The 25425-nt window shown below is 65.5% G+C and carries 26 protein-coding genes and 1 pseudogene; 13 read left to right on the forward strand and 14 right to left on the reverse strand.

Translation table 11 applies throughout. The annotated features are described in order from the left end of the window. The first annotated feature begins 13 nt into the window (after window positions 1-13). The 5 genes from DXT68_RS11855 to DXT68_RS11875 are packed head-to-tail and all read left to right on the forward strand — an operon-like array spanning window position 14 to window position 4758. A complete protein-coding gene (locus DXT68_RS11855; RefSeq protein WP_045253221.1) occupies window positions 14-1069 on the forward strand; it encodes an LLM class flavin-dependent oxidoreductase in 1056 nt (351 codons plus the stop codon). 38 nt (window positions 1070-1107) lie between these two features. Then, window positions 1108-2103, forward strand: a complete 996-nt coding sequence (locus DXT68_RS11860; RefSeq protein WP_045253220.1) for a Gfo/Idh/MocA family protein — start codon at window positions 1108-1110, stop codon at window positions 2101-2103. Beyond that, a complete protein-coding gene (locus DXT68_RS11865) occupies window positions 2096-3133 on the forward strand; it encodes an NYN domain-containing protein (RefSeq protein WP_045253219.1) in 1038 nt (345 codons plus the stop codon). Before DXT68_RS11860 ends, DXT68_RS11865 begins: the two co-directional genes overlap by 8 nt. A 9-nt stretch (window positions 3134-3142) precedes the next feature. Further along, window positions 3143-3772 (forward strand): DUF4166 domain-containing protein, encoded by a 630-nt coding sequence (locus DXT68_RS11870; protein ID WP_045253218.1) that lies wholly within the window; start codon window positions 3143-3145, stop codon window positions 3770-3772. 14 nt (window positions 3773-3786) lie between these two features. Further along, complete coding sequence (locus DXT68_RS11875; protein WP_082068845.1) at window positions 3787-4758, forward strand: epimerase; 972 nt, start codon at window positions 3787-3789, stop codon at window positions 4756-4758. Here the strand turns inward: DXT68_RS11875 and DXT68_RS11880 are convergent. Genes DXT68_RS11880 through DXT68_RS11890 form a run of 3 tightly spaced genes read right to left on the reverse strand, consistent with a single transcriptional unit; the run spans window position 4755 to window position 6325 of the window. Next, on the reverse strand, window positions 4755-5150 hold the full coding sequence (locus DXT68_RS11880) for a PLD nuclease N-terminal domain-containing protein (protein WP_045253217.1): 396 nt from the start codon (window positions 5148-5150) through the stop codon (window positions 4755-4757). The genes DXT68_RS11875 and DXT68_RS11880 overlap by 4 nt on opposite strands. Before the next feature lie 38 nt (window positions 5151-5188). Beyond that, the gene (locus DXT68_RS11885; protein WP_045253216.1) at window positions 5189-6118 is read right to left on the reverse strand and encodes an aldo/keto reductase; all 930 of its coding nucleotides are present in this window, start codon (window positions 6116-6118) and stop codon (window positions 5189-5191) included. Window positions 6119-6127: 9 nt separating this feature from the next. After that, window positions 6128-6325, reverse strand: coding sequence for a hypothetical protein (locus tag DXT68_RS11890; protein WP_045253215.1), 198 nt, complete (start codon window positions 6323-6325; stop codon window positions 6128-6130). A gap of 115 nt (window positions 6326-6440) precedes the next feature. Here DXT68_RS11890 and DXT68_RS11895 point away from each other — a divergent pair, with 115 nt between their 5' ends. From DXT68_RS11895 to DXT68_RS11905, 3 genes are read left to right on the forward strand one after another with little or no spacing between them, the layout of a single operon-like run. After that, window positions 6441-6818, forward strand: a complete 378-nt coding sequence (locus DXT68_RS11895; protein ID WP_244268143.1) for an XRE family transcriptional regulator — start codon at window positions 6441-6443, stop codon at window positions 6816-6818. A 42-nt stretch (window positions 6819-6860) separates the two neighbouring features. Next, a complete protein-coding gene (locus DXT68_RS11900) occupies window positions 6861-7301 on the forward strand; it encodes an ImmA/IrrE family metallo-endopeptidase (protein ID WP_082068839.1) in 441 nt (146 codons plus the stop codon). Window positions 7302-7336: 35 nt separating this feature from the next. Next, complete coding sequence (locus tag DXT68_RS11905) at window positions 7337-7939, forward strand: GNAT family N-acetyltransferase (RefSeq protein ID WP_045253214.1); 603 nt, start codon at window positions 7337-7339, stop codon at window positions 7937-7939. A 15-nt stretch (window positions 7940-7954) separates the two neighbouring features. Here DXT68_RS11905 and DXT68_RS11910 read toward each other — a convergent pair whose 3' ends face one another. Next, window positions 7955-8158 carry a hypothetical protein gene (locus DXT68_RS11910; protein ID WP_045253213.1) on the reverse strand — a complete coding sequence of 68 codons (204 nt, stop codon included), beginning with the start codon at window positions 8156-8158 and terminating at the stop codon, window positions 7955-7957. 106 nt (window positions 8159-8264) lie between these two features. On the opposite strand from DXT68_RS11910, the gene DXT68_RS11915 reads away from it, so the two are divergent. Continuing rightward, window positions 8265-8876, forward strand: coding sequence for a flavodoxin family protein (locus tag DXT68_RS11915; RefSeq protein WP_045253212.1), 612 nt, complete (start codon window positions 8265-8267; stop codon window positions 8874-8876). 32 nt (window positions 8877-8908) lie between these two features. Here DXT68_RS11915 and DXT68_RS11920 read toward each other — a convergent pair whose 3' ends face one another. Then, window positions 8909-9241, reverse strand: a complete 333-nt coding sequence (locus DXT68_RS11920; protein ID WP_045253211.1) for a DUF7882 family protein — start codon at window positions 9239-9241, stop codon at window positions 8909-8911. Between the two features lie 47 nt (window positions 9242-9288). After that, window positions 9289-10329, reverse strand: a complete 1041-nt coding sequence (locus tag DXT68_RS11925; RefSeq protein ID WP_045253210.1) for a hypothetical protein — start codon at window positions 10327-10329, stop codon at window positions 9289-9291. A 72-nt stretch (window positions 10330-10401) separates the two neighbouring features. Here DXT68_RS11925 and pgi point away from each other — a divergent pair, with 72 nt between their 5' ends. Together pgi and DXT68_RS11935 are read left to right on the forward strand one after the other, a co-directional pair. Continuing rightward, the gene (pgi, locus tag DXT68_RS11930; RefSeq protein WP_045253209.1) at window positions 10402-12081 is read left to right on the forward strand and encodes a glucose-6-phosphate isomerase; all 1680 of its coding nucleotides are present in this window, start codon (window positions 10402-10404) and stop codon (window positions 12079-12081) included. A 381-nt stretch (window positions 12082-12462) separates the two neighbouring features. Continuing rightward, on the forward strand, window positions 12463-14472 hold the full coding sequence (locus tag DXT68_RS11935; RefSeq protein ID WP_045253208.1) for an AAA family ATPase: 2010 nt from the start codon (window positions 12463-12465) through the stop codon (window positions 14470-14472). Between the two features lie 14 nt (window positions 14473-14486). Here DXT68_RS11935 and DXT68_RS16965 read toward each other — a convergent pair whose 3' ends face one another. Further along, entirely contained in the window at window positions 14487-14948 is a 462-nt protein-coding gene (locus DXT68_RS16965; protein WP_156149248.1) for a hypothetical protein, read from the reverse strand. A gap of 116 nt (window positions 14949-15064) precedes the next feature. On the opposite strand from DXT68_RS16965, the gene DXT68_RS11940 reads away from it, so the two are divergent. After that, the gene (locus DXT68_RS11940; protein ID WP_082068837.1) at window positions 15065-15616 is read left to right on the forward strand and encodes a YegP family protein; all 552 of its coding nucleotides are present in this window, start codon (window positions 15065-15067) and stop codon (window positions 15614-15616) included. A gap of 66 nt (window positions 15617-15682) precedes the next feature. Here the strand turns inward: DXT68_RS11940 and DXT68_RS17240 are convergent, their stop codons facing one another. The 6 genes and pseudogenes from DXT68_RS17240 to DXT68_RS11965 all read right to left on the reverse strand — a co-directional run bounded on the left by DXT68_RS17240 (window position 15683) and on the right by DXT68_RS11965 (window position 20587). Beyond that, window positions 15683-16285: a zinc-ribbon domain-containing protein gene (locus DXT68_RS17240; protein ID WP_045253207.1), complete on the reverse strand. Its 603-nt coding sequence runs from the start codon at window positions 16283-16285 to the stop codon at window positions 15683-15685. A 66-nt stretch (window positions 16286-16351) separates the two neighbouring features. Then, window positions 16352-16618, reverse strand: a pseudogene (locus tag DXT68_RS17430) (hypothetical protein); the annotation flags it as partial. 52 nt (window positions 16619-16670) lie between these two features. Next, window positions 16671-18320: a dGTP triphosphohydrolase gene (gene dgt / locus DXT68_RS11950; RefSeq protein ID WP_279625475.1), complete on the reverse strand. Its 1650-nt coding sequence runs from the start codon at window positions 18318-18320 to the stop codon at window positions 16671-16673. A gap of 5 nt (window positions 18321-18325) precedes the next feature. Beyond that, a complete protein-coding gene (locus DXT68_RS11955; RefSeq protein ID WP_045253206.1) occupies window positions 18326-18616 on the reverse strand; it encodes a hypothetical protein in 291 nt (96 codons plus the stop codon). Window positions 18617-18731: 115 nt separating this feature from the next. Next, the gene (locus DXT68_RS11960) at window positions 18732-19871 is read right to left on the reverse strand and encodes an XRE family transcriptional regulator (protein ID WP_045253205.1); all 1140 of its coding nucleotides are present in this window, start codon (window positions 19869-19871) and stop codon (window positions 18732-18734) included. Beyond that, window positions 19868-20587, reverse strand: a complete 720-nt coding sequence (locus DXT68_RS11965) for a hypothetical protein (RefSeq protein ID WP_156149247.1) — start codon at window positions 20585-20587, stop codon at window positions 19868-19870. Before DXT68_RS11965 ends, DXT68_RS11960 begins: the two co-directional genes overlap by 4 nt. 140 nt (window positions 20588-20727) lie before the next feature. Here DXT68_RS11965 and DXT68_RS11970 point away from each other — a divergent pair, with 140 nt between their 5' ends. Then, the gene (locus DXT68_RS11970) at window positions 20728-21144 is read left to right on the forward strand and encodes a hypothetical protein (protein ID WP_045253203.1); all 417 of its coding nucleotides are present in this window, start codon (window positions 20728-20730) and stop codon (window positions 21142-21144) included. A gap of 82 nt (window positions 21145-21226) precedes the next feature. Here the strand turns inward: DXT68_RS11970 and DXT68_RS11975 are convergent, their stop codons facing one another. After that, window positions 21227-24787, reverse strand: a complete 3561-nt coding sequence (locus DXT68_RS11975) for a P-loop NTPase fold protein (protein ID WP_045253202.1) — start codon at window positions 24785-24787, stop codon at window positions 21227-21229. Between the last annotated feature and the right edge of the window lie 638 nt (window positions 24788-25425).

Consider the following 25425-nt stretch of genomic DNA (forward strand, 5'->3'; position numbering starts at 1 on the left):
CGGAAGGACCACCATGGCCATCGATCTCGGATACTGGACCCCCGTGTACGGAGGGTTCCTGCGCAATGTCGCCGACGAGGGGCGCATGGCCGCCACCTGGGACTACATCCGCGACGTGTCGGTGAGAGCCGACCGTCTCGGGTACCACACCACGCTCGTCCCCGAGCTGTACCTGAACGACCGCAAGGGCATCGATGCGCCGAGCCTCGAGGCCTGGTCGCTGTCGGCGGCGATCCTCGCGGTCACCGACCGCCTGCGCGTGATGACGGCCGTGCGCCCCGGCTTCCACCTCCCCGCGGTGCTGGCGAAGACCGTCGGCACGCTCGATCGGATCGCACCGGGCCGGGTCTCCCTCAACGTCGTCGCGGCCTGGTGGGCCGAGGAGGCGCGCCAGTTCGGCGGGCGGTTCACGACCCACGACGAGCGCTACGTGCAGGCCGCGGAGTTCGTGTCCGTACTGAACGGTCTGTGGGAGCAGACGCCCTTCTCGTTCGACGGGGCGCACTACACGCTGGACGGCACCATCGTCGAGCCGAAGCCGTCGAGTCATCCCGTCGTCTTCGCGGGCGGCGAGAGCGAGGCGGGACGCGAATCGATCGCCGGCTTCGCCGACGCCTACGTCATGCACGGCGGCACGCTCGACGAGGTCCGCGCGAACGTGACCGACATGAATGCACGCTCCGAACGGCTGCACGGCCGCCCGATCGCCGAGTTCGGGATGCCGGCGTACGTGATCGTGCGCGACACCGAGGCCGAGGCGCAGCGCGAGCTCGATCGGATCACGACCGTCGATCCCGACTCGCCCGGCTACGCCTCGTTCGAGGAATTCCAGCGCAACTCCCAGCTGTCGCTCGAGCTCACCCGTCGGGAGTACTCGGTGGGCACGCGGGGTCTGCGTCCGAACCTGGTCGGCACTGCGGAGCAGGTGGCCGAGCGCATCGACGCGTACGCGGATGCGGGCATCACGCTGCTGCTGATCCAGGCGTCGCCCCTCGACGAGGAACTCGAGCGGATCGCCGCGCAGGTGCTCCCGCTCGTCTCGCCGCGCACTGCAGCCGCCCTGACCTGAACACCCCGCGCGTCGGTCGCACCCCCTACGCTGAGAGGATGACTGGTCTTCGTTGGGGAATCCTCGCGACCGGCGGCATCGCCGGCGCGTTCGCATCCGATCTGCGCACCGCGGGGCTCGATCTCGTCGCGGTCGGCTCTCGGTCTCAGGAGTCGGCCGACGCCTTCGCCGCACGCTTCGACATCGCCACCGCCCATCCCTCGTACGAGGCGCTCGTCGCGGATCCCGGCGTCGACATCATCTACGTCTCGACGCCGCATCCGATGCACCACGAGAACGCGAGGCTCGCGCTCGAGGCGGGAAAGCACGTGCTCGTCGAGAAGCCGTTCACGCTCAACCACGGGGAGGCGGAAGACCTGCAGCGGCTCGCCGCCGAGCGGGGTCTGCTCGTGATGGAGGCGATGTGGACGCGCTATCTGCCGCACATGGTGCGCATCCGCGAGATCATCGCCGCCGGCACTCTGGGCGAGATCCGAGCCGTGACCGCCGACCACACCCAGCTACTTCCGAGCGATCCCGCACACCGCCTCAACGCGCTCGAGCTCGGCGGCGGCGCGCTGCTCGACCTCGGCATCTACCCGATCTCCTTCGTGTGGGACATCCTGGGCGCCCCGACCGACATCCGTGCCGTCGGCCGTCTCATCGAGACGGGCGCCGACGCCGAGGTCGCCACCGTCATGACGCACGCGGGCGGGGCGATCTCCACCACGCTCTCGTCGTCCAGGGCCGCAGGCGCGAACGCCGCGACCGTCGTGGGCACCGCGGCGCGCATCGAGATCGACCGCGTCTGGTACGTCCCGACCACGTTCAGGGTCGTCCTGCCCGACGGCACGGTCGTCGAGGAGTACGACTCCGAGGTCGCCGGTCGCGGGATGCAGTACCAGGCCCACGCCGCCGAGCGACTCGTGCGCGACGGCCTGCTCCGCGGCGACCTGCTGCCCATCGCCGAGAGCGTCGCGATCATGGGCACCCTCGACGAGATCCGCTCCCAGATCGGGGTGCGCTACCCCGGCGAGGAGGCAGACCGTGGCTGAGGCTCCCGACGCGCGCGTCGCCGTCTACCTGGACTTCGACAACATCGTCATCTCCTGGTACGACCGTGTCCACGGGCGGAATGCCTACGGCAAGGACCGCCAGAGGATCACCGAGAACCCGTCCGACCCCGATGTCACCGAGCGGCTGTCCCGCGCGATGATCGAGGTGGGCGCGATCATCGACTACGCCGCCTCCTTCGGCACCCTCGTGCTCACCCGGGCCTATGCGGACTGGTCGTCGCCGGTGAACGCCGTGTACCGGTCGCAGCTCGTGGCGCGCGCCGTCGACCTCGTGCAGCTGTTCCCCGCGGCCGCGTACGCGAAGAACGGTGCCGACATCCGTCTCGCCGTCGACGCCGTCGAAGACATGTTCCGGCTTCCCGACCTGACCCACGTGGTGATCGTCGCCGGCGACAGCGACTACGTCCCCCTCGCCCAGCGCTGCAAGCGACTGGGCCGCTACGTGATCGGCGTGGGCGTGGCCGGGTCGACCGCGAAGTCGCTGGCCGCGGCGTGCGACGAGTTCGAGGCGTACGACTCGCTGCCCGGCGTCGTCCGCCCGAGCAAGAGCGCCCCCGCACCGGTCGCCGCACCGGTCGCAGAGGTCGTCGAGACCGTCGCCGAGCCGGTGGCGAAGACGAAATCGCGCGCCCAGACCAAGACGTCCAAGGCCAAGGCCCCGGCGCCCGCGCAGGCGCAGGCGCAGACTCAGGCTCCCGCACAGACGCCGGCGGCGGCGAGCACCACCGCGAAGTCCCCGGTCGTCGACGCGGGCGAGGCCACCGAGCAGAGCGAGGCCACCGAGCTGCTGCATCGCGCGCTGCGCCTCGGTCACGACAAGACCGATGCCGACGAGTGGCTGCACAGCTCCGCGGTGAAGACGCACATGCGCCGCATGGATCCGTCGTTCAGCGAGAAGGCCCTGGGGTACCGCTCGTTCTCCGACTTCGTCAAGTCGCGCGAAGACATCGCCGAGCTCGAGGAGACCGGGCACGAGCGTCTGGTCAGACTCCGCGACTCGTCGTCGTGAGGTGAGACGATGACGGCTGCGGACACCACCCACCTGTCGCCATACGAGCGCGCGCTGGGTGAGCGCATCTCGGAACTGCATCCGAAGACCGCGTGGTACTTCCGCACCATCCCCGACGGTCAGGTGGGGGTCGGCACGGGCGTGTTCACCAGCGCGGGCTCCCGCCACCGCTCGCTGTGGCCGGTCTTCCGCATCGCCGAGGCCCTCGGCGTCGCGTTCGCGGGCTGGGAGCGCGACGTCCCCTTCCGCATCGAGAACCGCACGGTCGACGGCACGGCCGTCGCCGTCCGGCACTTCGAGCTCCCCGGGCGCACCTGGGTCATGCCCGACGTCGTGGTCCTCGGCGCGAACCGCATCCTGCGCAACGAGATCGGGCCGCACCGCACAGTCGTCACCACGTTCGACATCGATGTGCACGACGAGGCTGTCGTGCTCTCGATCCGGCGCGTCGGACTGCGCCTCGGTCCCCTGCGCATCGCGGCACCGCGGTTCCTGCGGCCACGGATCAGGCTCGTGGAGCGCTGGGATGCCGCGACCGAACGCCACCACGTGAACATGACGATCGACGCCCCGCTGCTCGGTCGGGTCTACGAGTACACCGGCTTCTTCTCCTACGCGATCGAGAGCGAGACCCCGTGACCGCTGCTGCTCCCCTGCCCGCCGGGCCCGTCGTGATCGGCGGCTCCACGGGCTTCATGGGGAGCTATCTGATCCCCCGCCTGCGCGCCGCCGGGCGGGAGGTGATCACGATCTCGCGGTCGGGTGCCGACATCGCGTGGGGCGACCAGCGTGCGATCGACCGCGCCATCGACGGCTCCTCCCTCGTGATCGGCCTCGCGGGCAAGAGCGTGAACTGCCGCTACACGCCCGCGAACCGCGCCGCGATCTTCCGCTCGCGCCTCGACACCACGTCGTCGCTCGGCTCCGCGATCGCGACGGCGTCGAACCCTCCGCCCCTGTGGGTGAACTCGTCGACCGCGACGATCTACCGCCACGCCGAGGATCGGCCGATGACGGAATCCTCGGGCGACATCGGCACCGGATTCTCCGTCGAGGTCGCCAAGGCCTGGGAGCGTGCACTGTTCGCCGACGACCTCCCGCAGACGCGAAGGGTCGCGCTGCGCAGCGCGATCGTGCTCGGCCATGGAGGGGTGCTCGGTCCGCTCAGGAATCTCGCCCGTCTCGGGTTGGGTGGAGCGCATCACGACGGCCCGTGGCCGATCGGACCCGCACGGCGCGCGGCCGGCACCGGGCACCGCCCCGGTGCACGCCGGGGCGAGCAGAGGTTCAGCTGGGTGCACGTCGAGGATGTCGCCCGCATCATCGACTTCCTCGAGGTCACGCCCTCCCTCGACGGGCCGGTCAACGCGGCGTCCCCGAACCCGTCGGACGACGCGGAGTTCATGGCGACCGTTCGTCGCGTGCTCGGCGCCGGGTTCGGCCCTCCGCTGCCGCGGTGGATGCTGGAGCTCGGCGCGATCGGCATCCGCACCGAGACCGAGCTGATCCTGAAGAGCCGATGGGTGATACCCGAGAAGCTCACCCTCGCGGGTTTCGAATTCGCCTACCCGTCACTCGAAGACGCCGTCCGGGAATCGTTCGATCTCGTGCAGCCCGCCGCCTAGATCTGGACTGAACCCGGTCCTGCCGAGGCATCGCCGTTCTCTCCACGGCGCTTCTCGATCTCCTGCCGCAGCCGCCATTCCTCGATCTCCCGATCCAGGTCGGCGATCTGCTGCTCCGTGCTCCGCGTGTCGATCGGCATGACAGGAGCCGGAGCCGGCCTACTGCTCGTCGGCGGTGCGGACGCACGCATCCGCGGGATGCGCAGACCCGCCTCCGAGTACTCGCGTCCGATCGCGAACCACAGCAGGCTCCCGATCAGCGGCAGCAGGATCACGATGACGATCCAGGCCATCTTCGGCAGGTATCTGACCTGCGCATCGTCGCGTTTGATGATGTCGACGAGCGCGCCGACCATCAGGGCGATGACGAGGATCGTGAACAGGAACGGCATGTGTTCAGGGTAGACGACGCGCGCCCGCGGCGCTCGGACTAGGGCAGCAGGTGCCCCGCCGCACGGAACAGCTCGTACCATTCGGCGCGCGTGAGCTCGATGTCGGCGCCGGCGGCGGCATCCCGCACGCGGTCGGGCGTCGTGGTGCCGAGCACCACCTGCATCTTCGCGGGATGCCGGGTGATCCACGCCGTCGCGATCGCGATCGGCTCGACACCGTACGACGAGGCGAGACGATCGATCACCACGTTCAGCTCGGCGTAGTTCGGGTCGCCGAGGAACACTCCCGTGAAGAACCCGCCCTGGAAGGGCGACCACGCCTGGATCGTGATGCCGTTGATGCGGCAGTACTCGACGATCCCTCCGCCGTCGCGGACGATGCTCTGGTCCTCGCCCGACATGTTCGCGGCGATCGGCTGGGCGATGATCGGCGCGTGCGTGATCGACAGCTGCAGCTGATTCGCGACCAGCGGCTGGGTCACCGCCGTGCGCAGCAGGTCGATCTGCCGGGGCGTGTGATTCGAGACGCCGAAGGCCCTGACCTTGCCGGCCGCTTCGAGCTCGTCGAACGCCCTCGCGACCTCTTCGGGCTCGACCAGCGCGTCGGGGCGGTGCAGGAGCAGCACATCGAGACGATCGGTGCGCAGCGCCGCGAGAGATCCCTCCACCTGCCGGATGATGTGGTCGTACGAGAAGTCGAACGACCCCTCGGCCGGGTTGATGCCGCACTTGGCCTGCAGGACGATCTCGTCGCGTTCGCTCGCGGAGAGGCCGAGAGCGTCTGCGAAGCGCCCTTCGCAGACATGCATCGCGCCGCCGTAGATGTCGGCATGGTCGAAGAAGTCGATGCCGGCGGTGCGCGCACTGTCGTACAGCGCGCGGATGTGCGCGTCGTCCTTGTCGTCGATCCGCATCATTCCGGCGACGACGGCGGGGGCGGTGGTGGATCCGAAGGGGATGGTCTTCATACGCCCACGCTAGCGCGCCGGTGGCACGAGTTCCTCCACCGATATCTCCAGTGCATGCGCGATGCCGGCGAGGTCGACGACCGTGAAATCGGCGCGCAGCGCGAGCTTGTTCTGCAGCGCCTTCGTGGTGATCCCGGCCTGTTCGGCGAGCCACTGCGGCGTCCTTCCGGACGCGGCCATCTCGGCTCTCACCCTGGATGCGACCATTCGCCTCACATCTGTCGTCACTCGTAGACACTATCGCCGCACATGACCTCACGACAAGCGCGGCAGCACTGGTATGACGGCATACTGGCTCCGCAGCAGTGCTATCGTGACTCACGTGAAGACACCGGGCGAGGAGTTCAACGCAGCAGTCGGCCGACAGCTACGAGGCGAGATCGCCGCCGCGGGCAGCAGCATCGCCGCGATGTCGCGGGAGATCGGCATCGCCCGCAGCGCGCTCGACAACTATGTCACCGGCAAGCGCGCGATCCCGGTTCCGATCGTCTACGCGGTGTGCGCAGCCGTCGACCTCGAGCCCCACCTGATCCTCCGACGCGCCGAGGAACGACTGCGGGCCGAGGCCGCACGCAAGGGCGCCACCATCACCCCTCTGCGCCCTCGCACCGATGTCCGCGGTCGACGAGAAGATGACTCCGAAGTCGCGTTCGACTCCCCCGTCACCCACGGCGACGACACCGACGACCTGTACGACTGACCCGCGACCCCGCGACCCCGCGACCCGCGACGAGGAGGACTCATGGAGCATCTCCTCCGCCTGCTCGAAGACAACGGGCTGCGCCTGATCGAGGCTCCCGGCCGCTCCTACGGCGGCTACGAGCCGACGACCGCGACGATCCGTGTGGTGCCGGGACTCACTGCGCGAGCGACCTGCAGCGTGCTCGCCCACGAGCTGGCGCACGCCGTACTCGGGCACACGCCGACGGGCGACCCCGCGCTGCGCGCGCGTCAGGAGCGTCGTGCCGACGAGTGGGCGGCTCGGCTGCTCATCACCGCGCCCGCATACGCCGAGGCCGAGCGGCTGCGCGGCACGCACCTGGCGAGCATGGCCTTCGAGCTGGGAGTGACCGTCGAGATCGTGACCGCCTACCGGCGTCTCCTGCTGCGCATCGGAGACACGACCTACGTCGGCGCGAGGATGGGCCGTGGGCAGTGGGACGAGCAGTCGCTGAGCGCCTGATCCCGCAACGCCCGCGGCGCTGATTGAATGACACCATGACGTTCCGCGCCGCACCCGCCCCAGTCACCCTCACCGGTCGCCTCGTCGAGCTGCGCCCGCTCGACCCCTCGCACCATGACGGCCTGCTCGACGCGCTGCTCGAGGGCGACCTGTGGAAGAACGCGTGGTACACCTCGGTGCCCTCGCCGGAGGGACTCGCGGCCGAGATCCAGCGCCGCATCGGCCTGATCGAGAGCGGCGGGATGATCCCGTTCACAGCGTTCGATGCGGACGGTCGCGTACTGGGACTCACCTCGTACTACGACCTCGACGAGGACGCACCCCGACTGCACATCGGCTACACCTGGAATCGGCCGTCCGTCCACGGCACCGGAACGAATGCAGAATCCAAGCTGCTGCTGCTGCAGCACGCGTTCGACGAGCTCGGCGTGTTCCGTGTCGGCCTGACGACCCAGTGGGTGAATTTCCAGTCCCGCGCGGCGATCGAGCGCCTGGGAGCGAAGCAGGACGGTGTCATGCGGGCGATGAGCCGCTACCGCAACGGCGCGCTGCGCGACAGCGTGGAGTTCTCGATCATCGAGCCGGAGTGGCCCGCGGTGAAGGCGAATCTCGAAGCGAGGCTCGCGAAGCGCGGCTGAGCGCGCCGCGACCCACTACTCGGTGGCGTTGCCCGACCAGTTGTCCTTGCGGCGGGTGGCGGAGCCTCCCGCGCGCATCATGAACGCCAGCGACAGGCTGGTGATGAGCAGGCCGCCGATGAACACGATCGCCTGGAAGTCCTCGAGCGACTGAGCGAGCCCCATGAGCCAGATGCCTCCGAGGAAGAGGATCATGAAGAAGATGAAGCTGAGGATCACGGGATCTCCTGTCGTAGCGGCCGTGTTCCACGATACCGTCTAGCGCACACGCCCCGGGCACGGAACCCCCTGTGCCTGGCGCGACGATGGTGGTTTCGTGCGGGGTATGAGCACTCCACTGACAGCACTGGCCATCTCCTGCACTCTCAAGCCCTCCCCCGCCGAGTCGAGCAGCGACCTGCTCGGCGAGCAGATCCTTGAAGCCCTTCGTGAGCACGGCGTGACGGGCGAGCTCGTCCGCGCCGTCGACCACGCGATCAGCCCCGGTGTCGAGGCGGACATGGGCGCGGGCGACGCCTGGCCGCAGCTGCGCGAGAAGGTCCACGCCGCCGACATCCTCGTCTTCCTCACGCCCACCTGGATGGGACAGCACTCCAGCGTCGCTCAGCGCGTGCTCGAGCGCCTGGATGCGGAGCTGAGCGAGACCGACGACGCGGGACGCCCGATCCTCTTCGATAAGGTCGCGATCGCCGGCATCGTCGGCAACGAGGACGGCGCGCACCACATCGCCGCAATCCTGTTCCAGTCGCTGAACGACATCGGATACTCCGTGCCGGCACAGGGGTCGGTCTACTGGAACGGCGAGGCGATGCACACCGTCGACTACAAGGACCTCGACGAGACGCCCGAGAAGGTCGCGCAGGCGACGGCGACCGCAGCCCGCAACGCCGCACACCTCGCACGCCTGCTGGCGGACGACGGCTACCCCACTGAGTAGCTCACACCGCCGAGTAGCTCACACCGCCGAGCTCACTCCTCGACGAGGCTGCCCTCGTTCTTGCCGAATTCGATGAAGTCGTCGATCACGAGTTCGCCGGTCGCGTTGAGAGAGCGCATCATGTCCTCGATGCGCTGCTTCTCGACGTGCTGGGGCTCGGCGCTGGTGTAGAGGAACTGCAGCGGGATCGCGGGGTGGACCCACACGGTCACCCGTCCTGGGTCACCGCCCTCGCGCGGGCGCCAGCTCATCATGAAGCTCTCTTGACGACGTAGCTTCGTGCCCACGATGACCTTCAGATGCGCGAGCGTCTCATCGTCGATGAGGATCGGCTCTGAGATGCCGTCGTATCGGAGTCTTCCCATGAGAAAACCGTACCTCCACGCGCGCTCCGGCGCAGACATGTCATCGCTCAGACACCCCGCCGGAAGGTAACGACCTCGTCACGACGCGTCCGGTGCACGGCCATGCCCGCGAGCTCGAGCCGGCGGAAGACGCGTCGCGGCAGCGCGGGAAGCTCCGAGATGCGACCCGCGGGGGCTTTCGCCAGGCCGGCGATCAGCGAGAGATCCACGGCGGCACCCTCAGCGGTGGTGCCCTGCACTTCGATCCTCGCGTAGTCGCTGCGCGTCCGCCAGACGAGCGCCTGGAGGTCGCGGAACAGGATGCGATACGTCGAGGCGCCGGCCCGGATGCGCAGCTCGTCGTCGCCGAAGGCCACCGCGCACACGAGAGTGCGGCGCCGGGTGACCGCCAGCAGGACGAGGTACACGGGAAGCGCCAGGCCCGCTCCCACCACGATGACCGCGATCCTCGGGCCGAAGAGCATGCCGGCGCCGTCGAGGGCGATCAGCAGCGCGGTCCCCGCGAGCCCCACGACCACGACGATGACGACGATGGCCATCGTCAGCGTCCGCATCCGCAGCGGCACGGCCGGAAAATCGACGCCTGATCCGTCGGCGGTGTCCTCCTGCTGCCAGACCGGCGCGACGGGGGCCGGCCTCTTCTCCGTGTCGCGACGCCGGAACAGGTCGGTCACGCGTGAGAGCAGACCGAGCAGGATCCATCCCGTCGCGGGGCCCGCCGCGATCTGCAGCACGAGGGCGATCGCGCGCGCGGGCTCCGGCAGATCGGCAAGGAGCTCGGCCCCGTCGAACTCGATCATGACGAGCACCGTCGCGGCCAGCGCGGCAGCGACGACCACGTGCACGATGACGCCGACGCGCGCGGGGCGCATCTCCATCGTGGCGTTGACGAACGAGAAGGCGATGCCGAAGCCCCCCAACAGCATCAGCAGGAACGGGAAGAAGTCGAGGTCGCCACCGGCGAGGGTCCAGGCGATCGCAGCGACGAGCAGGCCGACGCCGATCACGAAGGGGTCACGCACGAACCGGCGGGTAACAGTGGCTCTGATCCGCCGGTCGGCTGCGGTCTCGGGGGCCGTATCGGTCATCGCAGTCATCCTAGGACGAGGGCAGTCGTCACGACGGGCGCGCAACCCTCCGCACGGCAGTACCGTGGATCCATGACCGCTCCCGTTGATCCGACACACACCCCCGCCTGGTCCGAGCTCGCCGCGCTGCGCGAGTCGATCAGCCCCGACCTGCGCGGCTGGTTCGCCGCCGATGCGGACCGCGCCGAGCGCCTCTCGTTCCCGCTCGCCGATCTCCATGTCGACCTGTCGAAGAACCTCGTGGATGACGACGTCCTCGCGGCACTGCTCCGTCTGGCCGAGCAGACGGGCGTCGCCGAACGATTCGCCGCGATGCTCGAGGGCGCGCACCTCAACACCTCCGAGGACCGTGCCGTGCTGCACACCGCACTCCGGCGACCGGCCGGAGCCTCCCCGGAACTCACCGTCGACGGCCAGGATGTGGATGCCGACGTGCAGTCCGTGCTCGAGGCGCTGAGCGCGTTCGCCACGCGGGTGCGCGAGGGCAAGTGGCTCGGGATCACCGGCAAGCGGGTCACCCACGTCGTGAACATCGGCATCGGCGGCTCGGACCTCGGACCCGTCATGGTCTACGAGGCGTTGAAGCCCTATGCGGATGCCGGGATCGAGGCCAGGTTCGTGTCGAACATCGACCCCACGGACCTCGCCCAGAAGACCGCCGATCTCGACCCCGAGACGACGCTCTTCATCGTCGCGTCGAAGACGTTCACCACCCTGGAGACGCTGACCAACGCCCGGCTCGCGCGCGACTGGCTGTGGGCGGGGCTCACGGCATCCGCGGCGATCGCCGATGACGACGAGGCCCGCACCGACGCCGTCGCGCATCACTTCGTCGCCGTGTCGACCGCCCTCGACAAGGTGGCCGCGTTCGGCATCGACCCCGCCAACGCCTTCGGGTTCTGGGACTGGGTCGGCGGCCGCTACTCCGTCGACTCGGCGATCGGCCTGTCGCTCGCCGTCGCTCTGGGTCCCGATGTCTTCCGCGACCTGCTCGCCGGCTTCCATACGGTCGACGAGCACGTGCGCACCACGCCGCTCGAGCGCAACGTCCCGATCCTGATGGGCCTGCTGAACGTCTGGTACGTGAACTTCCATGGCGCGCAGTCGCACGCGGTGCTGCCCTACGCGCAGCAGCTGAACCGCTTCCCCGCATACCTGCAGCAGCTCACGATGGAATCCAACGGCAAGTCCGTGCGCTGGGACGGCACTCCGGCGACGACCGACACGGGCGAGGTCTTCTGGGGCGAGCCCGGCACCAACGGCCAGCACGCCTTCTACCAGCTGATCCACCAGGGCACCCGGCTCATCCCCGCCGACTTCATCGCGTTCGTGAACCCGGCGTATCCGTCGAGCGACGGCGACCAGGACGTGCACGAGCTGTTCCTCGCGAACTTCCTCGCTCAGACCAAGGCGCTCGCGTTCGGCAAGACGGCGGAGGAGGTCGAGGCGGAGGGCACCGAGGGCGCCCTCGTCGCCGCACGCACCTTCCCGGGCAACCGCCCGACGACGTCGATCTTCGCGCCGGCGCTGACGCCCCAGGTGCTCGGCCAGCTGATCGCCCTCTACGAGCACATCACGTTCACGCAGGGCACGATCTGGGGCATCAACTCGTTCGACCAGTGGGGTGTCGAACTCGGCAAGCAGCTCGCCATGCAGATCGCGCCCGCGATCGGCGGCGACGCCGCGGCGATCGACGCCCAGGACGCGTCGACCAGGGCGCTGCTGGAGTACTACCGCGCGAACCGGACGTAGGGGCGCAGAAACGACGAAGGGGCGGATGCCGCGGCATCCGCCCCGTCGTCGTTCTCTCGGGCGTCTCGGTTCGGCGGGTGTGCCGCGTCGACATGCTTGGCGCAGATATACAGCACTTGGCTCAAGGGAACGCTGAAGACAGTCCGAGCCGCTAACTCCAAGACGCGTCGTAGAAGTTGGCACAGTCTTGGGGCCGCGAAATTCAAGGAGTCTAGGGTCATCAGGTCCGCATGGCTCGTATTGGCTGGTGCGTCACAGCTATCCGAGAGTTTCAGTTCCATCAGCTGGCCGGCGCCGTTCTCGCGGCGGACGATCTCCGCTTTCGCCTCATCAGCGACCCGATGTGCCAATATGAAGCCACGGACGGGTGGGGGATGTGGCATGCAGCTGTGGAAGATCGAGTTCAACGGGTTCAAGCGGCTCGACCAGACATCCTGCAATGTCGACGGCCAGACCATCGCATTCATCGGTCCGAACGAAGCAGGCAAGACCAGCGTGCTACGAGGACTCGCGTGGCTTACCGGCGAGCATGAGGATCCAGCGCTCCCGCTCCGAGATCAGAATCGACGCCAGCGGCCGGCGGATGATGCGGTGGTTGTTCGTGCTCACTACCGCGTTGACGCCGACGACATCGAAGCGTTGAGGCAACTCGATCTGGACACCGACCAGCCCGTCTCGCTCAAGACAGTCAACCACTTCAGGCTCAATCGCCAGGCGAACGGTCAGCAGACCACCGGCCTCGAATCGACAGTGAAGCGGAATCCACGGCCTTTCGAGGACGCCTCGAAGCTGCTCGCCAAAGCCGCGTCTCGGATGGAGGCGGCGTATGACGTCCTCGATGACCTCGAGATCGACGCCCCGAACGACGCCATCGAAGCGGCAGAGCACTCCCTCGATTCGTCAGACACGGTCTGGACCCCTCAGCGTGTCGCTCAGTTACGTATCGCGGGCGACGGCCTGCGCACTTTCGTGAATGAGATTGACCAGCAGGATCCCAAACCGAGGAATCTCACCGCGCTGCGGACTGCGAGTCTTATCGCGGTCGGTTCCCTCCTGACCGCCGCCGTGGCAGGCGAGCGCGCGGATCCCAGAGATGCGATCCGCGCCGCCCTCAAGCAACGTGTACCGAAGTTCCTTCTGTTTGGCGACGATGACCGAGAGCTATCGGAGTCGTACCATCTCGAAGACTCATCGCTACGGGAAAGCCCTCCGTCTCCGCTGAAAAACCTCGTCAGTGTTGCGGGGACGAGCGTGGGAGAGGTGTGGGCTGCCACGACCGGAGGGGATCCAGCAACCATGCGGACGCTGGAACGCCGCATGAATGAGACTCTTCGCGAGCGACTCCAGCCGATGTGGACCCAGTCTGAGCTCACTATTGAGCTGAGACTGAACCAGGGCGGCGTGTTGGAGGTCAACATCCTGGAGCTGGATAGCCCCGACTACGTGGTTACGCCGATTGCTGAGCGCAGCGACGGGCTCCGAACGTTCCTCGGACTCATCTGTTTCCTCCTCGCTGCCAATCTCGATGTTCCCCCGGTGCTCCTCGTCGACGAGGCAGAGCGAAACCTCCACTATGACGCGCAAGCAGATCTGGTGCGAGTACTCACTCACGAGCTCAAAGTTCACAAGGTGATCTACACGACGCATTCGCCCGGGTGTCTACCCCTCGATCTGGGGACCGGCATCCGTGTAGTCTCGCGCAATGCCGACGACCCAGGGACGAGTAGCGTGGCAAACAACTTCTGGACGAATGAACATCCCGGCTTCTCGCACCTGCTCTTCGCGATGGGCGCCGAAGCCGCCGCGTTCTCGGCTTTTCGCCGCGCGGTCCTCACGGAGGGCGTCAGCGAGATGATTTTGCTTCCCACTCTCTTGCGCAACGCGACCGACGGGTCGCAGCTCGACTTCCAAGTAGCCTTCGGACTGTCTAACCTCTCGGCGCCGAGAGCCATCAGCTCCGTCGCGCTCATCACTACGTTCTTGGTTGACGGCGACACATCGGGCGGGATCAAGAAGAAGCAGCTTGAAGATGAAGGAGTTCCGCGAAGTCACATCTTTCAACTACCCAAGGGCAAGGCCATCGAAGACCTCATCGACCGCGCGACCTACTTAGAGACCGTGAACGAGCTGCTGGCCGAGCGCGGAAAATCGATCCTGTTGAAAGACCTTGCAACGAATGTGACCATTGCGAAAGCCGTTGATGACTACGCCAGGAACCATCTTGGACTCCCCAACGGAGTGGGACACAAGATCGTCGCCTCTCGCCTCGCGAGCCGAGGAATCGCACTTCCGTTGAACGCGGCTGGGAAGCGGTATTTGTCGGGTTTGCGACCACAACTTGAAGCGGCTTTCAACGCGCCGTACACGCTGGCCGCTCCCGCCGGCAAGTAGCCGCGGCGAGATCGCTACTCGTCCCGATACCACGCGAGGTTCTCGGTCGGCGTACCTACGCGAACGGCTTTTCGCCGATACCAGCGAATGAACGGGAGCGCACGCCAACGTACAACCGCCTTCAATGAGCGTGGGTCGACTTTGCCGTTCGCCCAGGTACCGCTGCCTTCCCCTATTTCGAAGAAAGGGGTGACCATGAACTCCTGGTCGTGCGATTCATCGGGCTTCAGCGTCCCAACCGTCCACACTTCGTCCAGACCGTCCCCTGGCAAGACTCGGAGCCGAACATCCCAGGCCTCGCCGTTGCCTCGATTGGACACACGGATCCGCCACCGTGGTTGCGATGTCTCACTGTTGTCTTTCAGATCGCTGATCTCCACGCGAATGAACGGGCGCTGCCGCCATGCCAATGTAATGAATATGGCGACCGCGGAGAGCGCCAACGCAAGCGCAGAGGTCAGTTCGCTGAGGGACATACACGACACTCTCTCAGAATCACTGATTTAGCGTTAGATCAGAAGGATGAGACGCCAGATGTCGGCCACTACCCTTCATGCGCGGTGCTCGGTCGAGTCAGCGCTATCGTGAGCCCATGGATGAGACCACCGCCACGCTCATCGCTGCCATCATCGCCGCGGCCATCGCGACACTCGGCCTCGCATGGTCAGTCGTCAGTTTCTTCATCACTCGCCGCGCCCAACAGGCAGACGCCGCGCGGCAAGAGTGGGCGAGAAGGTACGAGCAGGCATTCGCGCAGGCGCTCAGCACGGATGCACGTGAATCCGCAGCGGGGCTGATCCTCATCGAGAAACTGTCCAAGGCCGAATGGGCGACCGACGAAGATCGTGCGACCGCGGCGAGCGTCCTCTCCTCTCTGGCGCCTTCACCCGATGACGAGGCGGCACACATCCGAGCCGCCGTCGTCAGCGCCATCACCGACAAGAGTGTCGCCGAGCAGCTGAAAAATGCGGCCGTCGGTCCACGGGGTCGATTCGAGGTGTACCACGACCGCGCCGGCGCCTACCGCTGGCGGTTGAGGGCAGGGAATGGTGAAGTTCTCGCAGTCAGCGAGGGCCACGTCACGAAGGACGCGGCCCTCCGCTCCATCGACATCGCGAGAAGAACACTCGGCGCTCCCGAATAGTGAACGGTCGGTGCAGCGAACTCGATACGGGAGATCGCGGGTACCCGGGAGACGCAGGCTCCAGCCTCACGCCCGAGACCGCTTCCGTTGCGCGCACTCCTTGAACCCCCGCTTGCTGTTCGCCCGCGAGTCCCCGGTCGACGGCCAGTCGTGGCCACAGGTCTGGCATTCCCACCAGATGCGCTTGCCAGTTCCGGCCACCACGTCCTGAGGGGTGAGGTCGCCATTGCGGGATAGCGAGAACTCCGCGGTCATTTCGGGTCTGGTTGTCGCCATGTCGTTGAACCCCACCCACACTTTCTTGCCACTGCAGTACGGGCAGCCGGTGCCTGAACGGACTCTGTGGTCGCCGGACACATCCCAGTCGTGACCGTGCGGGGTGCATAGCCACCACAGCTTGTGGGAGGTGCCGGCCACGACGCTGCCCGGGGTCCGCTCACCGTTCTTCCACGGGTGGAACTCGGCGGCCAGGTCCGGTCGCGTCACCCGCATGCAGTTCTTCTTGCTGACGGCACGGTTCGAGCAGTAGCGGCAGCCGACACCCTCGACGCGCTTGGCGATGACCCCGTCGTAGTCGCATCCGTTCACGCACTTCCACCATGCCTTGGCGGAGGACCCCGGGAACACATCCCGCGGGGTAAGGTCGCCGTTCATGGTCTCGTGCCACATGGCTGCTACCTCGGGCGCGACGGTTGCCAGGCATGTGCTCGGGTTCACCACCTGGTGGGTGCAGACCAGGCACTGGGAGCCGCGGGTCCGGTTGGCGGGCGTCGTCTCATAGTCGTGGCCGAGTGGGCATGTGAACGTCATCGTGCACCCGGAGCCTGCGACGACGTTGTCGGCCGTGCGCCCTTCGCTCAGTGCCTCGTTGACCTCGGCGGCGATGTTGGGGTGGGTGGCCCAGCAATAATGCGGAATAAAATCCGCAGAATATGAAAATGCGACCCAAGAACCGGAACAGCACAAAGGAGGGCCGGCGACAACCGCCGACCCTCCTTGCACTCAGCCCTTGCCGAGCGTCGATCCGGCTGCGACGTATCCTGTCTGGCCGGACCTAACTGTCCAGCCAGCTAACCGGCATCGAACCGGGCTCTCGCGAGCCGTTCAATTGGGCGGCGAGAGTTGCAAGCTGACTGTCCCGCATGCCGCAGAGAAAGTCGACGACGGATACGGCCACGGCGAACTCTGTGGCTGCGGTTATATTGACGGTCACGCCGCCCGCATCCTGGAGCTTAGCGATAGACTTCGGGCTAGTGTTTGCCAGGATGTACTCGCGGAGCGTTGCGGGTAATTCGCGGTAAAGGTTCGCGAGGTCGTTCAGTGGCACAGCACGAGTTCGCGATTTTTCATCTCGGCTGATTCGCTGGATCATCTGGCGGCTCATCTGGCAGTAGGTATCGAAGACCTGCTCGAGACTGTTCGCTTGGCCCGACTGCATTGCACCCAGCGCCCCGGTCTGGATGACAAAGTAGTCGTTCAGCGCCTTAAAGAATTCGGCAATGAGAATCCCACTGGGGTGGATCCGCAAGTTTAGCCGCTGGCTACTCCCGTCGTAGTTCACCGACGTTGCTGCGCTAAGCAGGCGGATCATCGAGCTCGCGAATCGCTGCAGCTTCTCATTTGCATCGTGCGTTCCTGAGAATGGGCCGCTAGGAAAGGACGAATTCTTCGCGAGCGCCTGCAGGAGTTTCCACATTTCTGGCAGGGAGGCGGTGAGACTGGAGCCGTCGAATGAGATGCTCTTTGAGAGCTTCTCCGCGACATAGATGAAGCAAGAGCGGATCTCGTCGTCTCGCACGTCCTTGAACGACGAGGTCATCCAGTCCGTGCTCGAGGGAAGATCTTGCAGCCCGGTTCGTACACGATGGAGGGGCAGCATCCCAGCGCGGAAGAAGTCCTCGGCGTCGTGGACGGCGTAGGTGATGTCGTCGGCCCAGTCCATGATCTCAGCTTCGATCCAGCGGTCGACTCGGTTCACCGCGCCATTAACGCGTTCGGTGCGCACGAACTCCTCGTCTTCGAGTTCACCCAGAATGGACGCCTCCTCGGGGTAAAAGTTCCACTTCTTCTCGAGCTTCCCCACCCCCGCCGGATGCTGCCCCTTCTGCCACGGGTATTTCGCGATGGCAGCGAGGGAGCGCAACGTCAGATTCAAGCCCAGCGGGCTTTCGCGACGCGCGGACAGAGAAGCCACGATCCGGGTGGACTGAGCGTTGCCCTCGAACGCGCGCGTGGAGAGCGCAGTGAGGCCCTGCCTTGTTTCCTCGACCTCGTGCTCGGACATTTTTCTGGTCGCTGCAGCCTGTTCAGCCCACCGGTCAGGGAGGCGTTCGAAGATGGTCTGCAGCTGGTGTTCGCCGGCATGCCCAAATGGTGGGTGGCCGATGTCGTGAGCGAGCCCGGCGACGTAGCAGTAATCGGGGTCCACCCAGCCTGCGATGGGCGCGTTCTGAGGGCCTACAAGCGGGTGCTTGTGGGCCAGTCGGCGAGCCAGCGTTTCGGCCACCTGCGCGACCTTGAGAGAGTGTGTCAGTCGGTCGTGGAAAAGGTAGCCCGACTGCGGAGGGATGACTTGAGTGACTCCGGAGAGCCGCCTGAACTCGCGAGAATAGAAGACTCTGTCCTTATCCACGTGGGCATCTGTGCGCCAGGGCTCCGGATTCCGGGTGAGATTATGAACGCGTCGGGTCGAGTTGCGGACCACTTCGCTTACCGGGCAAAGGACAGCTCGAAGATGTCTGAGCTCTGCCGCAGCGCACCCTCGTCGCTCAGCCTCCAGACTGCGCTGGAAGCCAGTGACTCGTTGACCTCTGCTTCGGTTGTGAGCTGCTCAATGAGTTTTGACTCGGAGATGGAGGCGTTGCGCTTGAGGATGCTCTTCGCAACTGCGACAACCTGCGAGAAGACCTCGGCATCATGCGCTGCACTTCTTTGCAGCACCGCGATCCCCTCAAGGACCTCGCTGCTCGGTACGACATCATCTGTCCAGACGGTGCTCATCAGTTCCCCATTCTCCGACGCTGCCGAGAGTCAATTACCTCGCTACCAGCGGTGACGCTATGCTCTCACACTACCCCGCCCCTCTCGCCGCCCGGCCCTGACTCGCGAACACGGTCTAATCTAGGAGTGTCAGTCGGGGGCGTTCGTCGTGGGCGCCAAGCATGCGCCGAACGTGAGCGGGTGTCCACGCGAGTTCTGTGGCAAGCTCGGGAATCGTAATGCCTCGCTGCTCCGCGAGTTCGACAGCAGTTGAGAGCAGCGACGGGAGCTCGCCGGGGAACTGCGCAACTGGCTCGTGCACTATGCCGACCTGATTGAGGCGGATGTAGCCTCGGCGTGCGGTGGCCTCGGAAATCTTTCCGAGCTCGCGGCTGCGGTAGACAACAGACTTGGGCTCTACGCCCCATTCGCGGCTCACCTTCAGCACATCTGCCATGTCTAGCCGAGTCTTCAGCCGAGGTTCCATTGCGGCCCGCGGTGTGAGGAACTCCGCCGCGAACTTGTCGGCCTCACGCTCGATGTCCGCGGTGCCGGCGACACGTCCACCGTGGAGGATGATGTGCCCCAGCTCGTGAGCCGCGCTGAACCGGTGACGGTAGACATCGTCCGCCCGGTCGGGCGAGAGCACCATCACTGGTCGGTTGAACGCCGACGTTGAGAATGCGTCGATGCGTGCAACCTCGGCCTCGACCATCGGGACGAGGACAGTGACAATCCCCTTGGACTCCGCCAGGCGAACCACCTGTGGCACAGGCTCATCGCCCAGATTCCACGCTTCACGCAGCTGCCTAGCAGCCGCGGCGGGGTCGGCAGAGAAAGTGCCCGGCGCGATCTCCCCGCCTGCAAACCCCTGGATGTCGATGGAGGGGAAACGCACGTGCCGCTCGAGAGCGTTCGCGAGTTCCCAGACCTGTTCCGTGTAGGAAACGGCCTTTTTCCGCTGGCGAGAGGTCGTCGCCCGCAGGCTGCGGAAGAACACACTGTCTGACTCGAGCCGAACCCGGGGCCGCCCCGCCGCGAAGAAGCCGACGGGTACCTTCAAGAAGCTGGCGAGCTTCTCGACTGTGTCAGCCCGCGGCGGAGTGACGCCTGATTCGAACTGGCCGATGGCTGCTGCGGACACACCGACAGCGTCAGCCACGTCCTGCTTCGTCCGCAGCGCGAGCTGCCGCGCTTGCTGCAACCGTTCGGGGTCGAACGCGCGCGCGACGGTCGCTGGGTCCGCGGCCGATGTGCCGCCCGAGATCGGCCTCACTGGCTGCCCCTTGCGAGATCGTCGTCCTCACGTACAGCCATGTCGAGGCTCCGCATCGGCGCTTCGTCGAAGCGGCGCGGTTCGCTCGCCTCGTCCGTGACGTCGAGGTCGAGCGCCACCTCGACGGGCAGTTCTTCGTGGTGGAGCCAGATCACTGCGCCGTTGCCGTCGAGGTAGCCGTCTCCAATATGGATCCGCTCGAGGCCAGCGCGGTCACTCGCTACGAACGCGACGAGTACAACAGCTTCAGCCTCGGATGTCGGGGACACGAGCTCTTCGGTGCCCTCGTCGTCCTGCCACTCCTCCAGGGGAAGGTACTCCTCGGGGCGACGCTCGACATCGGACAGGAGTTCGTCGCGGAACTGCGACCAGCGGATGACGAGGCGATCAGCCTCGGGGCCCGACTGCGATGCACACTTCGCAGCGTAGATGGTGGTGCCAGCGACGACGGGCAGGTGGAAACGGCTGCCTTTCGGGCGGATCTTACGCACGTTCTGGACCTCGGCGAGCTCTTCGACGACGCCGAGCGCGAGCACCTGCCAGAACGTTGCCCCGTAGGGCTCGTCCGTGCGCAGACCGCTCGTCGCCTTGGTATCGGCTGACGTGTCATGCGCGGATCGGCCGGCTCGAATAAGGGCAGCTGCCACGGTGGGCGCCGCATCGCCAAACCGTGAGCGGAACCACTCGCTCCCGCCAAGTTCTTGTGCCGTGTTCATACATCCCCCAGCTTTCTCACGCCTAACCGACTCCTATACTTTACATCTATTCCGAAAACAAACACAAGCGGTTCAGTGCTTAGCGAGTCCGCCATGGCCTTTTGCGCAGATCCCTAGACTCGCACGTTCCGCTCGAGGAGATGCTCACCGTCGGCGGTCACCGTATCCTGCCCACCCCCGTACTGGCGCCCGGTCTAGGACTCGAGGAGATACACGAGGTGATCCGGCTCACCGAACGGGAGAATACAGACGCGGTGCGCACCGCCGACGGCGAACTTCGCTTCGAGTATGCGTCTATCCACCTCGAGGTCATCCTCACGCTGGCCGAAAAGCGAAGAATCCGCGCCTGGAATGCAGCCGCATACATCGCCCAGCAGGTCTTCCCGGAGCTCACCGTTCTGGATTCGACCAAGACGCCGGTCACCATGCTCGACGCGCTCCCACGCCACGACGGCGTCGACCAGCGGTCGTTCCACGGCATGTCGAACTTCCCGCTGAGCGTCGCACCGCCGGCCTGGTTCCCCAAGGCAGGGATGCCGAACGTCGTGTTCAGCTGACGGATCTGCCGGGAGCTTATTGAGGCGCGGTTGCCGGGTCCACAGTGACAACGCTAGCCTCTACCGCCCACTGCACCTCCGGCTAGCGCCGACCTCGGATGCGCTTGACAACTCCCCAAAGGGGCGAGTTCTTCGTTGCGAAACCATGGTCGACCAGCCATGCGATATCTTGCTTGGCGACGTTCCCCTCGCCTTCCTCCGCCCAGCGGGAGACGAGAGGTTTCAAGGATTTTGTCGCTGCGCTCGGAAGCACGCGGGCGTACGCCCGGAGAAGCAGGACTCCTGACGCCAGCTCTGTGCGCTTCTTGTCCTGCGCCATCACCTTTACCATCGCGCGCACCTCATCGGCCGCGTCCGATCTCACCGGAAGCTGCAAGAACGTCTTCACGGCGCGCTCGCGGACGGATACGGTGCCCGCTTCGCGAACTGCCTGACCCATCTGCTCATAGATCGCGAGGTTCAGACCCGCTTTGCCGAGGGCGCCAATACGGTCGAAGGGCGCCTGCTTCTTCACCATGAACTGCCACGCCTCCCCGCGCTGCTCTTCGGTCGCGGACGCTCCGAATCGACCCCACGCCCCCGCGGGGATGGTCACTACATTCGGAACGCGCTCGACATCAGCGACCGGCGGCGCCGTAGAGAGCCATGCTGCAGCGAGGGGGCGATTGAACTTTGCTTCACTCAGCGCCGCCACCGGCTGGGGCGGGAGCGTCTCGACGTCCAGGCCACCGGACAAGGCGCAGATCTGCGCCGCCAAGATCACGCGAATGACGAGCTCGGGATTGTCCTGCTCCCACGGTGCCCGCGCACTCAGCTCTGTCGCGACGAACGCGGCAAGCGACGGGTCTTCAGCTCCTAGGGACGACGCGAGGATATCCACCGCGGCACCTTCAGCTTGAGCAGCAACGACCGCGGTCAGATACAGAGTGGCGCGTTTATGCCCGGTCGTCTGAGGATCATCATCGAGGATGTCGAGGACCTTCAACAGTCGTAGCTGTGTCTCGAATCGAGAGTCCGAGTATTCATCCCAGTCGGTCGCGAGGTCGCTTCGAACCAGCTCGACTACCTCAGTCAGGTCAAACTCATCGGAACGAAGCTCTGCGACGGTCTGCGCGGCTATGGAACCGGCCTCGCGGGTTGCTTCGTTCGAGCTTTCCGTGACGAGCTTGAGGATGGCGCGCAGGGCGTTGTCCTTGCGCGATGCGGATACTGACCTACTTGTGTCGAGCTTGTCCCGCCAGCGGGCGACACGTCCGGGACGGTCGTCTATCGCGCTTAGCAGGAGAGTGTTCGCCTCATCCACCTGTCCGCGCTCGATGTCCCGGTCGATGAGCGAGTCATGCAACTCATAGAAGCCTCGCCCCTTCTCAACACGTCTGAACACGCGCAGGAGATCTCGGCGCACCTCCGAGTTCAGGGTCATGTCAGCCCACCCCGACGCGAGACTTGCAGCGACCTCGCGGTTCGCTCTACGCTGCGCCTCGTACGCCTCATCGTTCTCCGCGTCCTGTTCCTCCGCCGCCGCCTTCGCTGCAGCCGTAGCGGATGCCGGTTCGACTGGCTTCGGTGCGATGGCTGTAAGCGACGCGGCGAGGGCGTCTATGTCGTCCCAGGGGATGTCCGCCTCGATGTCGCGGGAGTACCGCACGAAGAAAGCAGATGCAACATCCGGAGCAGCGACAGCATGCTCGAGAACTATCGGCAGAAGGTCACTTCGGGCGGTCTCCCAGTCGTCCTCGCCAATGCTGATGACAAGCGTCCTGACGACCTCGGCGACACTCGCTCCGCGCTGCGCGGACGCGACTCGGAGAATCGTCTGCATCTCTGACTGGTCGTACGCTGCGGCGGCCGCAGCCCCGAAACCTTGAAGGCTTCGAATCGTCATTCCACCGACGGACGAAGACACTCGTCCGCGCAGTAGACGCGCGAGTTCTGGTTCGACGGCCGACAGTTTGGCGGTGATCTCACCGACGAGCACGACGAGCCGATCCGAGACCTCCCGAGCCTCCTTCTCAGTCTGATCCAAGAGATAACGAACCGCTTCTGCGAGGTCGTGCTCGCTTGCTTCGCTCAACGCGCCCAGGACGTCCTTTCGAGGCATGTCAGCTGCGGAGAGGAGCTCGTGGTAAACGCCGGGATCGTTGAAAGCAAGGAGTGACCCGTCGGAGTGCATCATGATGAGGTCGGCCCGGGGCTCCGGCACGTGACGTTCCTTAAGAAGGCGTAGGTACCGCTGCAGGTTCTCCTCGAGTCGCCCTGCAACCTCGCGCTTATCGTTTCCCACGACCTCGTCGAGCGGCGTAGGTTCACCAGCGGCGTCTTCGGAGTACTGCTTGACGAGCGCATGAAGCGATTCACGATTCGGCACCTCATCGCCGTAGAGGAAACGCATGAGCGCGGGCTCACGTTCGAGATCCGCAGCCAGGCGCGGGAACTCCGTCTGCAGAACCGTGAGCACTGCGATCTCCTCCGCCCTGTCGAGCCAGTCAAACCCCATCCCCTCGTAGACGCGCGCGTTGACCGCGAAGTCGTTGAGCAGCACCTTGGTCCTGCGAGGACTGGCCAAGTGCATGGGAGACAGAATGTTGACAACGCGGTCGAGGAGGTCCGGTTGGTCGGCGCGAAGCTGGGCCCACACTCCGCCGCGCTCTCGTACGAGTGAGGTGGCGAAGCGTCGGAAGGTGTGGACCGGCTGCGGGGGAAGTGCGAGCTGGAACTGGAAGATCTTGTCGAGATACTCACCACTCGTGCGGTAGTACGGGGCTGCGTTCTCACGTGATGTCATCGCCCCCAGCTTGGTGGCGATGACCCCCGCGATGGCCTCCCGGTCGAACGCGACGACGAACACGCATCTGGGGTGACCGAGAAAGGTGCGGAGACCCTCGAGGGTAGCCATCACGTCGTCCGGGCTACACCGGTCGAGTTCATCGATGAAGATCACGAAGCGATGATTCTTCTTCGTGTTCAATATTTCGTGGAAGAGCTTGCCGAATTGAGCAACATGGCTCGGTGTCGACTTCGAGACCGTGACTTTGGATAGTTCGATGACGGCGAGGACGACAACCACAACGAGAGTGCCACTCGCTGCCATGCTCGCGAATCCGCCGATGTTCTCGGAGTAGAGGCTTGGGAACTCGCGATCCATACCAAGGATCAGATGGAGAACGGTCCAGATCGCGGGTAGACCGAGGAAGATGCCCACGAGAAAGCTGACGAGCGTCGCGATCCTGCGACGTTTGCTCCATTGAAGATCTGTCAGCGGACCACGCACGGAACTCGTCGACTGAAAGAGCTTGTCGGAGATCTTGACATCCGCGTGCATCTGTTCCGCCACCTCTGAAAGGAAGTTGGTCCGAAACCCGGTACCCGCGTTCTTCCATGCGTCGAAAGTGATGTGCTGTGTTTTCGAGGCGTGCGAGCTCAGCTCCTCCCGAAGTAACGCGTTGAAGCTGCTTTTGCCCGATCCCCAGGGACCGAACAGAGCGACGTTTACGTTTCCGGACGACGACATCGCCAGTTCTGCCGTTCGTTGCGCCAGCACACGGTGATGTAGCAGATCGTCTTTCGCGCCGATGCTGCCTGTCCTCGTACCGAGTGGCTCATCCGGAACGAGGTCCTCCGCGCTGAGTGCACGCATATCCATTCCCCTGTCATCAAACTGGATTGACTCTATCGGGATGAATAGACATCAACGCATGAATGGCGTGGCCGCCTCGAAGTCCTGCGGATATACGACCCTGGCCATCGCTCCTGCCTTTCGTTCTCACCATCGAGGATGGACCGTCCTCCCTGCGTGAGGGGCCGTAACACCGTGACGGCAAGCGCCGAGACGTGGAGCGCGCTCTCCGACTACATCAGCTGCAGCCAGCGAGCTCTTGTCCTTGCGCCGCGAATGGCGCGAGTTAGACGCGCGACATGAGGTCCGCGACGCGGCATCACCGATCTTCACGCATCAGCGCTCGGCTCGTCACGTCTTTCGCGTGCTGGCCACAGCGGTTCGCCGAGCGCGTGCTCACGCAGAGCAATCGTGCGCAGATCCGGCCAGCGGGCGCCCGACCGGATGTTGCGCAACGTCCCCTCGTCGAGGCCGGCAATGTCCGCGATTCCTCGTACGCTTTGACCACGAATCGCTCGTCGAACGCGGAGGGCAAGTTGACGTGCAACCTCGCCAGCAACATCCGAGGAGGGAGCATCGGTCCAGGAGGGAGTGAGGTCGGCAGGAGTAGCGCGCTGAGACTTTGGCATAGCACCTCGCAAAAAAGTGGCAGAGCATTAGTCGCG

This window comes from Microbacterium foliorum (genome assembly GCF_003367705.1).
Lineage (GTDB): Bacteria > Actinomycetota > Actinomycetes > Actinomycetales > Microbacteriaceae > Microbacterium > Microbacterium foliorum.

Bases quoted from the DNA above. Each gene is read 5' to 3' on its own strand.
- DXT68_RS11955 (WP_045253206.1), bottom strand. From the start codon at position 18,616: ATGAGCACCGTCTGGACAGATGATGTCGTACCGAGCAGCGAGGTCCTT.
- DXT68_RS11935 (WP_045253208.1), top strand. From the start codon at position 12,463: ATGCAGCTGTGGAAGATCGAGTTCAACGGGTTCAAGCGGCTCGACCAG.
- DXT68_RS11855 (WP_045253221.1), top strand. From the start codon at position 14: ATGGCCATCGATCTCGGATACTGGACCCCCGTGTACGGAGGGTTCCTG.
- DXT68_RS11925 (WP_045253210.1), bottom strand. From the start codon at position 10,329: ATGACCGATACGGCCCCCGAGACCGCAGCCGACCGGCGGATCAGAGCC.
- DXT68_RS11920 (WP_045253211.1), bottom strand. From the start codon at position 9,241: ATGGGAAGACTCCGATACGACGGCATCTCAGAGCCGATCCTCATCGAC.
- DXT68_RS11870 (WP_045253218.1), top strand. From the start codon at position 3,143: ATGACGGCTGCGGACACCACCCACCTGTCGCCATACGAGCGCGCGCTG.
- DXT68_RS17240 (WP_045253207.1), bottom strand. From the start codon at position 16,285: ATGTGGCACGAGACCATGAACGGCGACCTTACCCCGCGGGATGTGTTC.
- DXT68_RS11880 (WP_045253217.1), bottom strand. From the start codon at position 5,150: ATGCCGTTCCTGTTCACGATCCTCGTCATCGCCCTGATGGTCGGCGCG.
- DXT68_RS11900 (WP_082068839.1), top strand. From the start codon at position 6,861: ATGGAGCATCTCCTCCGCCTGCTCGAAGACAACGGGCTGCGCCTGATC.
- DXT68_RS11965 (WP_156149247.1), bottom strand. From the start codon at position 20,587: ATGAACACGGCACAAGAACTTGGCGGGAGCGAGTGGTTCCGCTCACGG.
- DXT68_RS11975 (WP_045253202.1), bottom strand. From the start codon at position 24,787: ATGGATATGCGTGCACTCAGCGCGGAGGACCTCGTTCCGGATGAGCCA.
- DXT68_RS11940 (WP_082068837.1), top strand. From the start codon at position 15,065: ATGGATGAGACCACCGCCACGCTCATCGCTGCCATCATCGCCGCGGCC.
- DXT68_RS11890 (WP_045253215.1), bottom strand. From the start codon at position 6,325: ATGGTCGCATCCAGGGTGAGAGCCGAGATGGCCGCGTCCGGAAGGACG.
- DXT68_RS11860 (WP_045253220.1), top strand. From the start codon at position 1,108: ATGACTGGTCTTCGTTGGGGAATCCTCGCGACCGGCGGCATCGCCGGC.
- DXT68_RS11915 (WP_045253212.1), top strand. From the start codon at position 8,265: ATGAGCACTCCACTGACAGCACTGGCCATCTCCTGCACTCTCAAGCCC.
- DXT68_RS16965 (WP_156149248.1), bottom strand. From the start codon at position 14,948: ATGTCCCTCAGCGAACTGACCTCTGCGCTTGCGTTGGCGCTCTCCGCG.
- pgi (WP_045253209.1), top strand. From the start codon at position 10,402: ATGACCGCTCCCGTTGATCCGACACACACCCCCGCCTGGTCCGAGCTC.
- DXT68_RS11885 (WP_045253216.1), bottom strand. From the start codon at position 6,118: ATGAAGACCATCCCCTTCGGATCCACCACCGCCCCCGCCGTCGTCGCC.
- DXT68_RS11905 (WP_045253214.1), top strand. From the start codon at position 7,337: ATGACGTTCCGCGCCGCACCCGCCCCAGTCACCCTCACCGGTCGCCTC.
- DXT68_RS11970 (WP_045253203.1), top strand. From the start codon at position 20,728: ATGCTCACCGTCGGCGGTCACCGTATCCTGCCCACCCCCGTACTGGCG.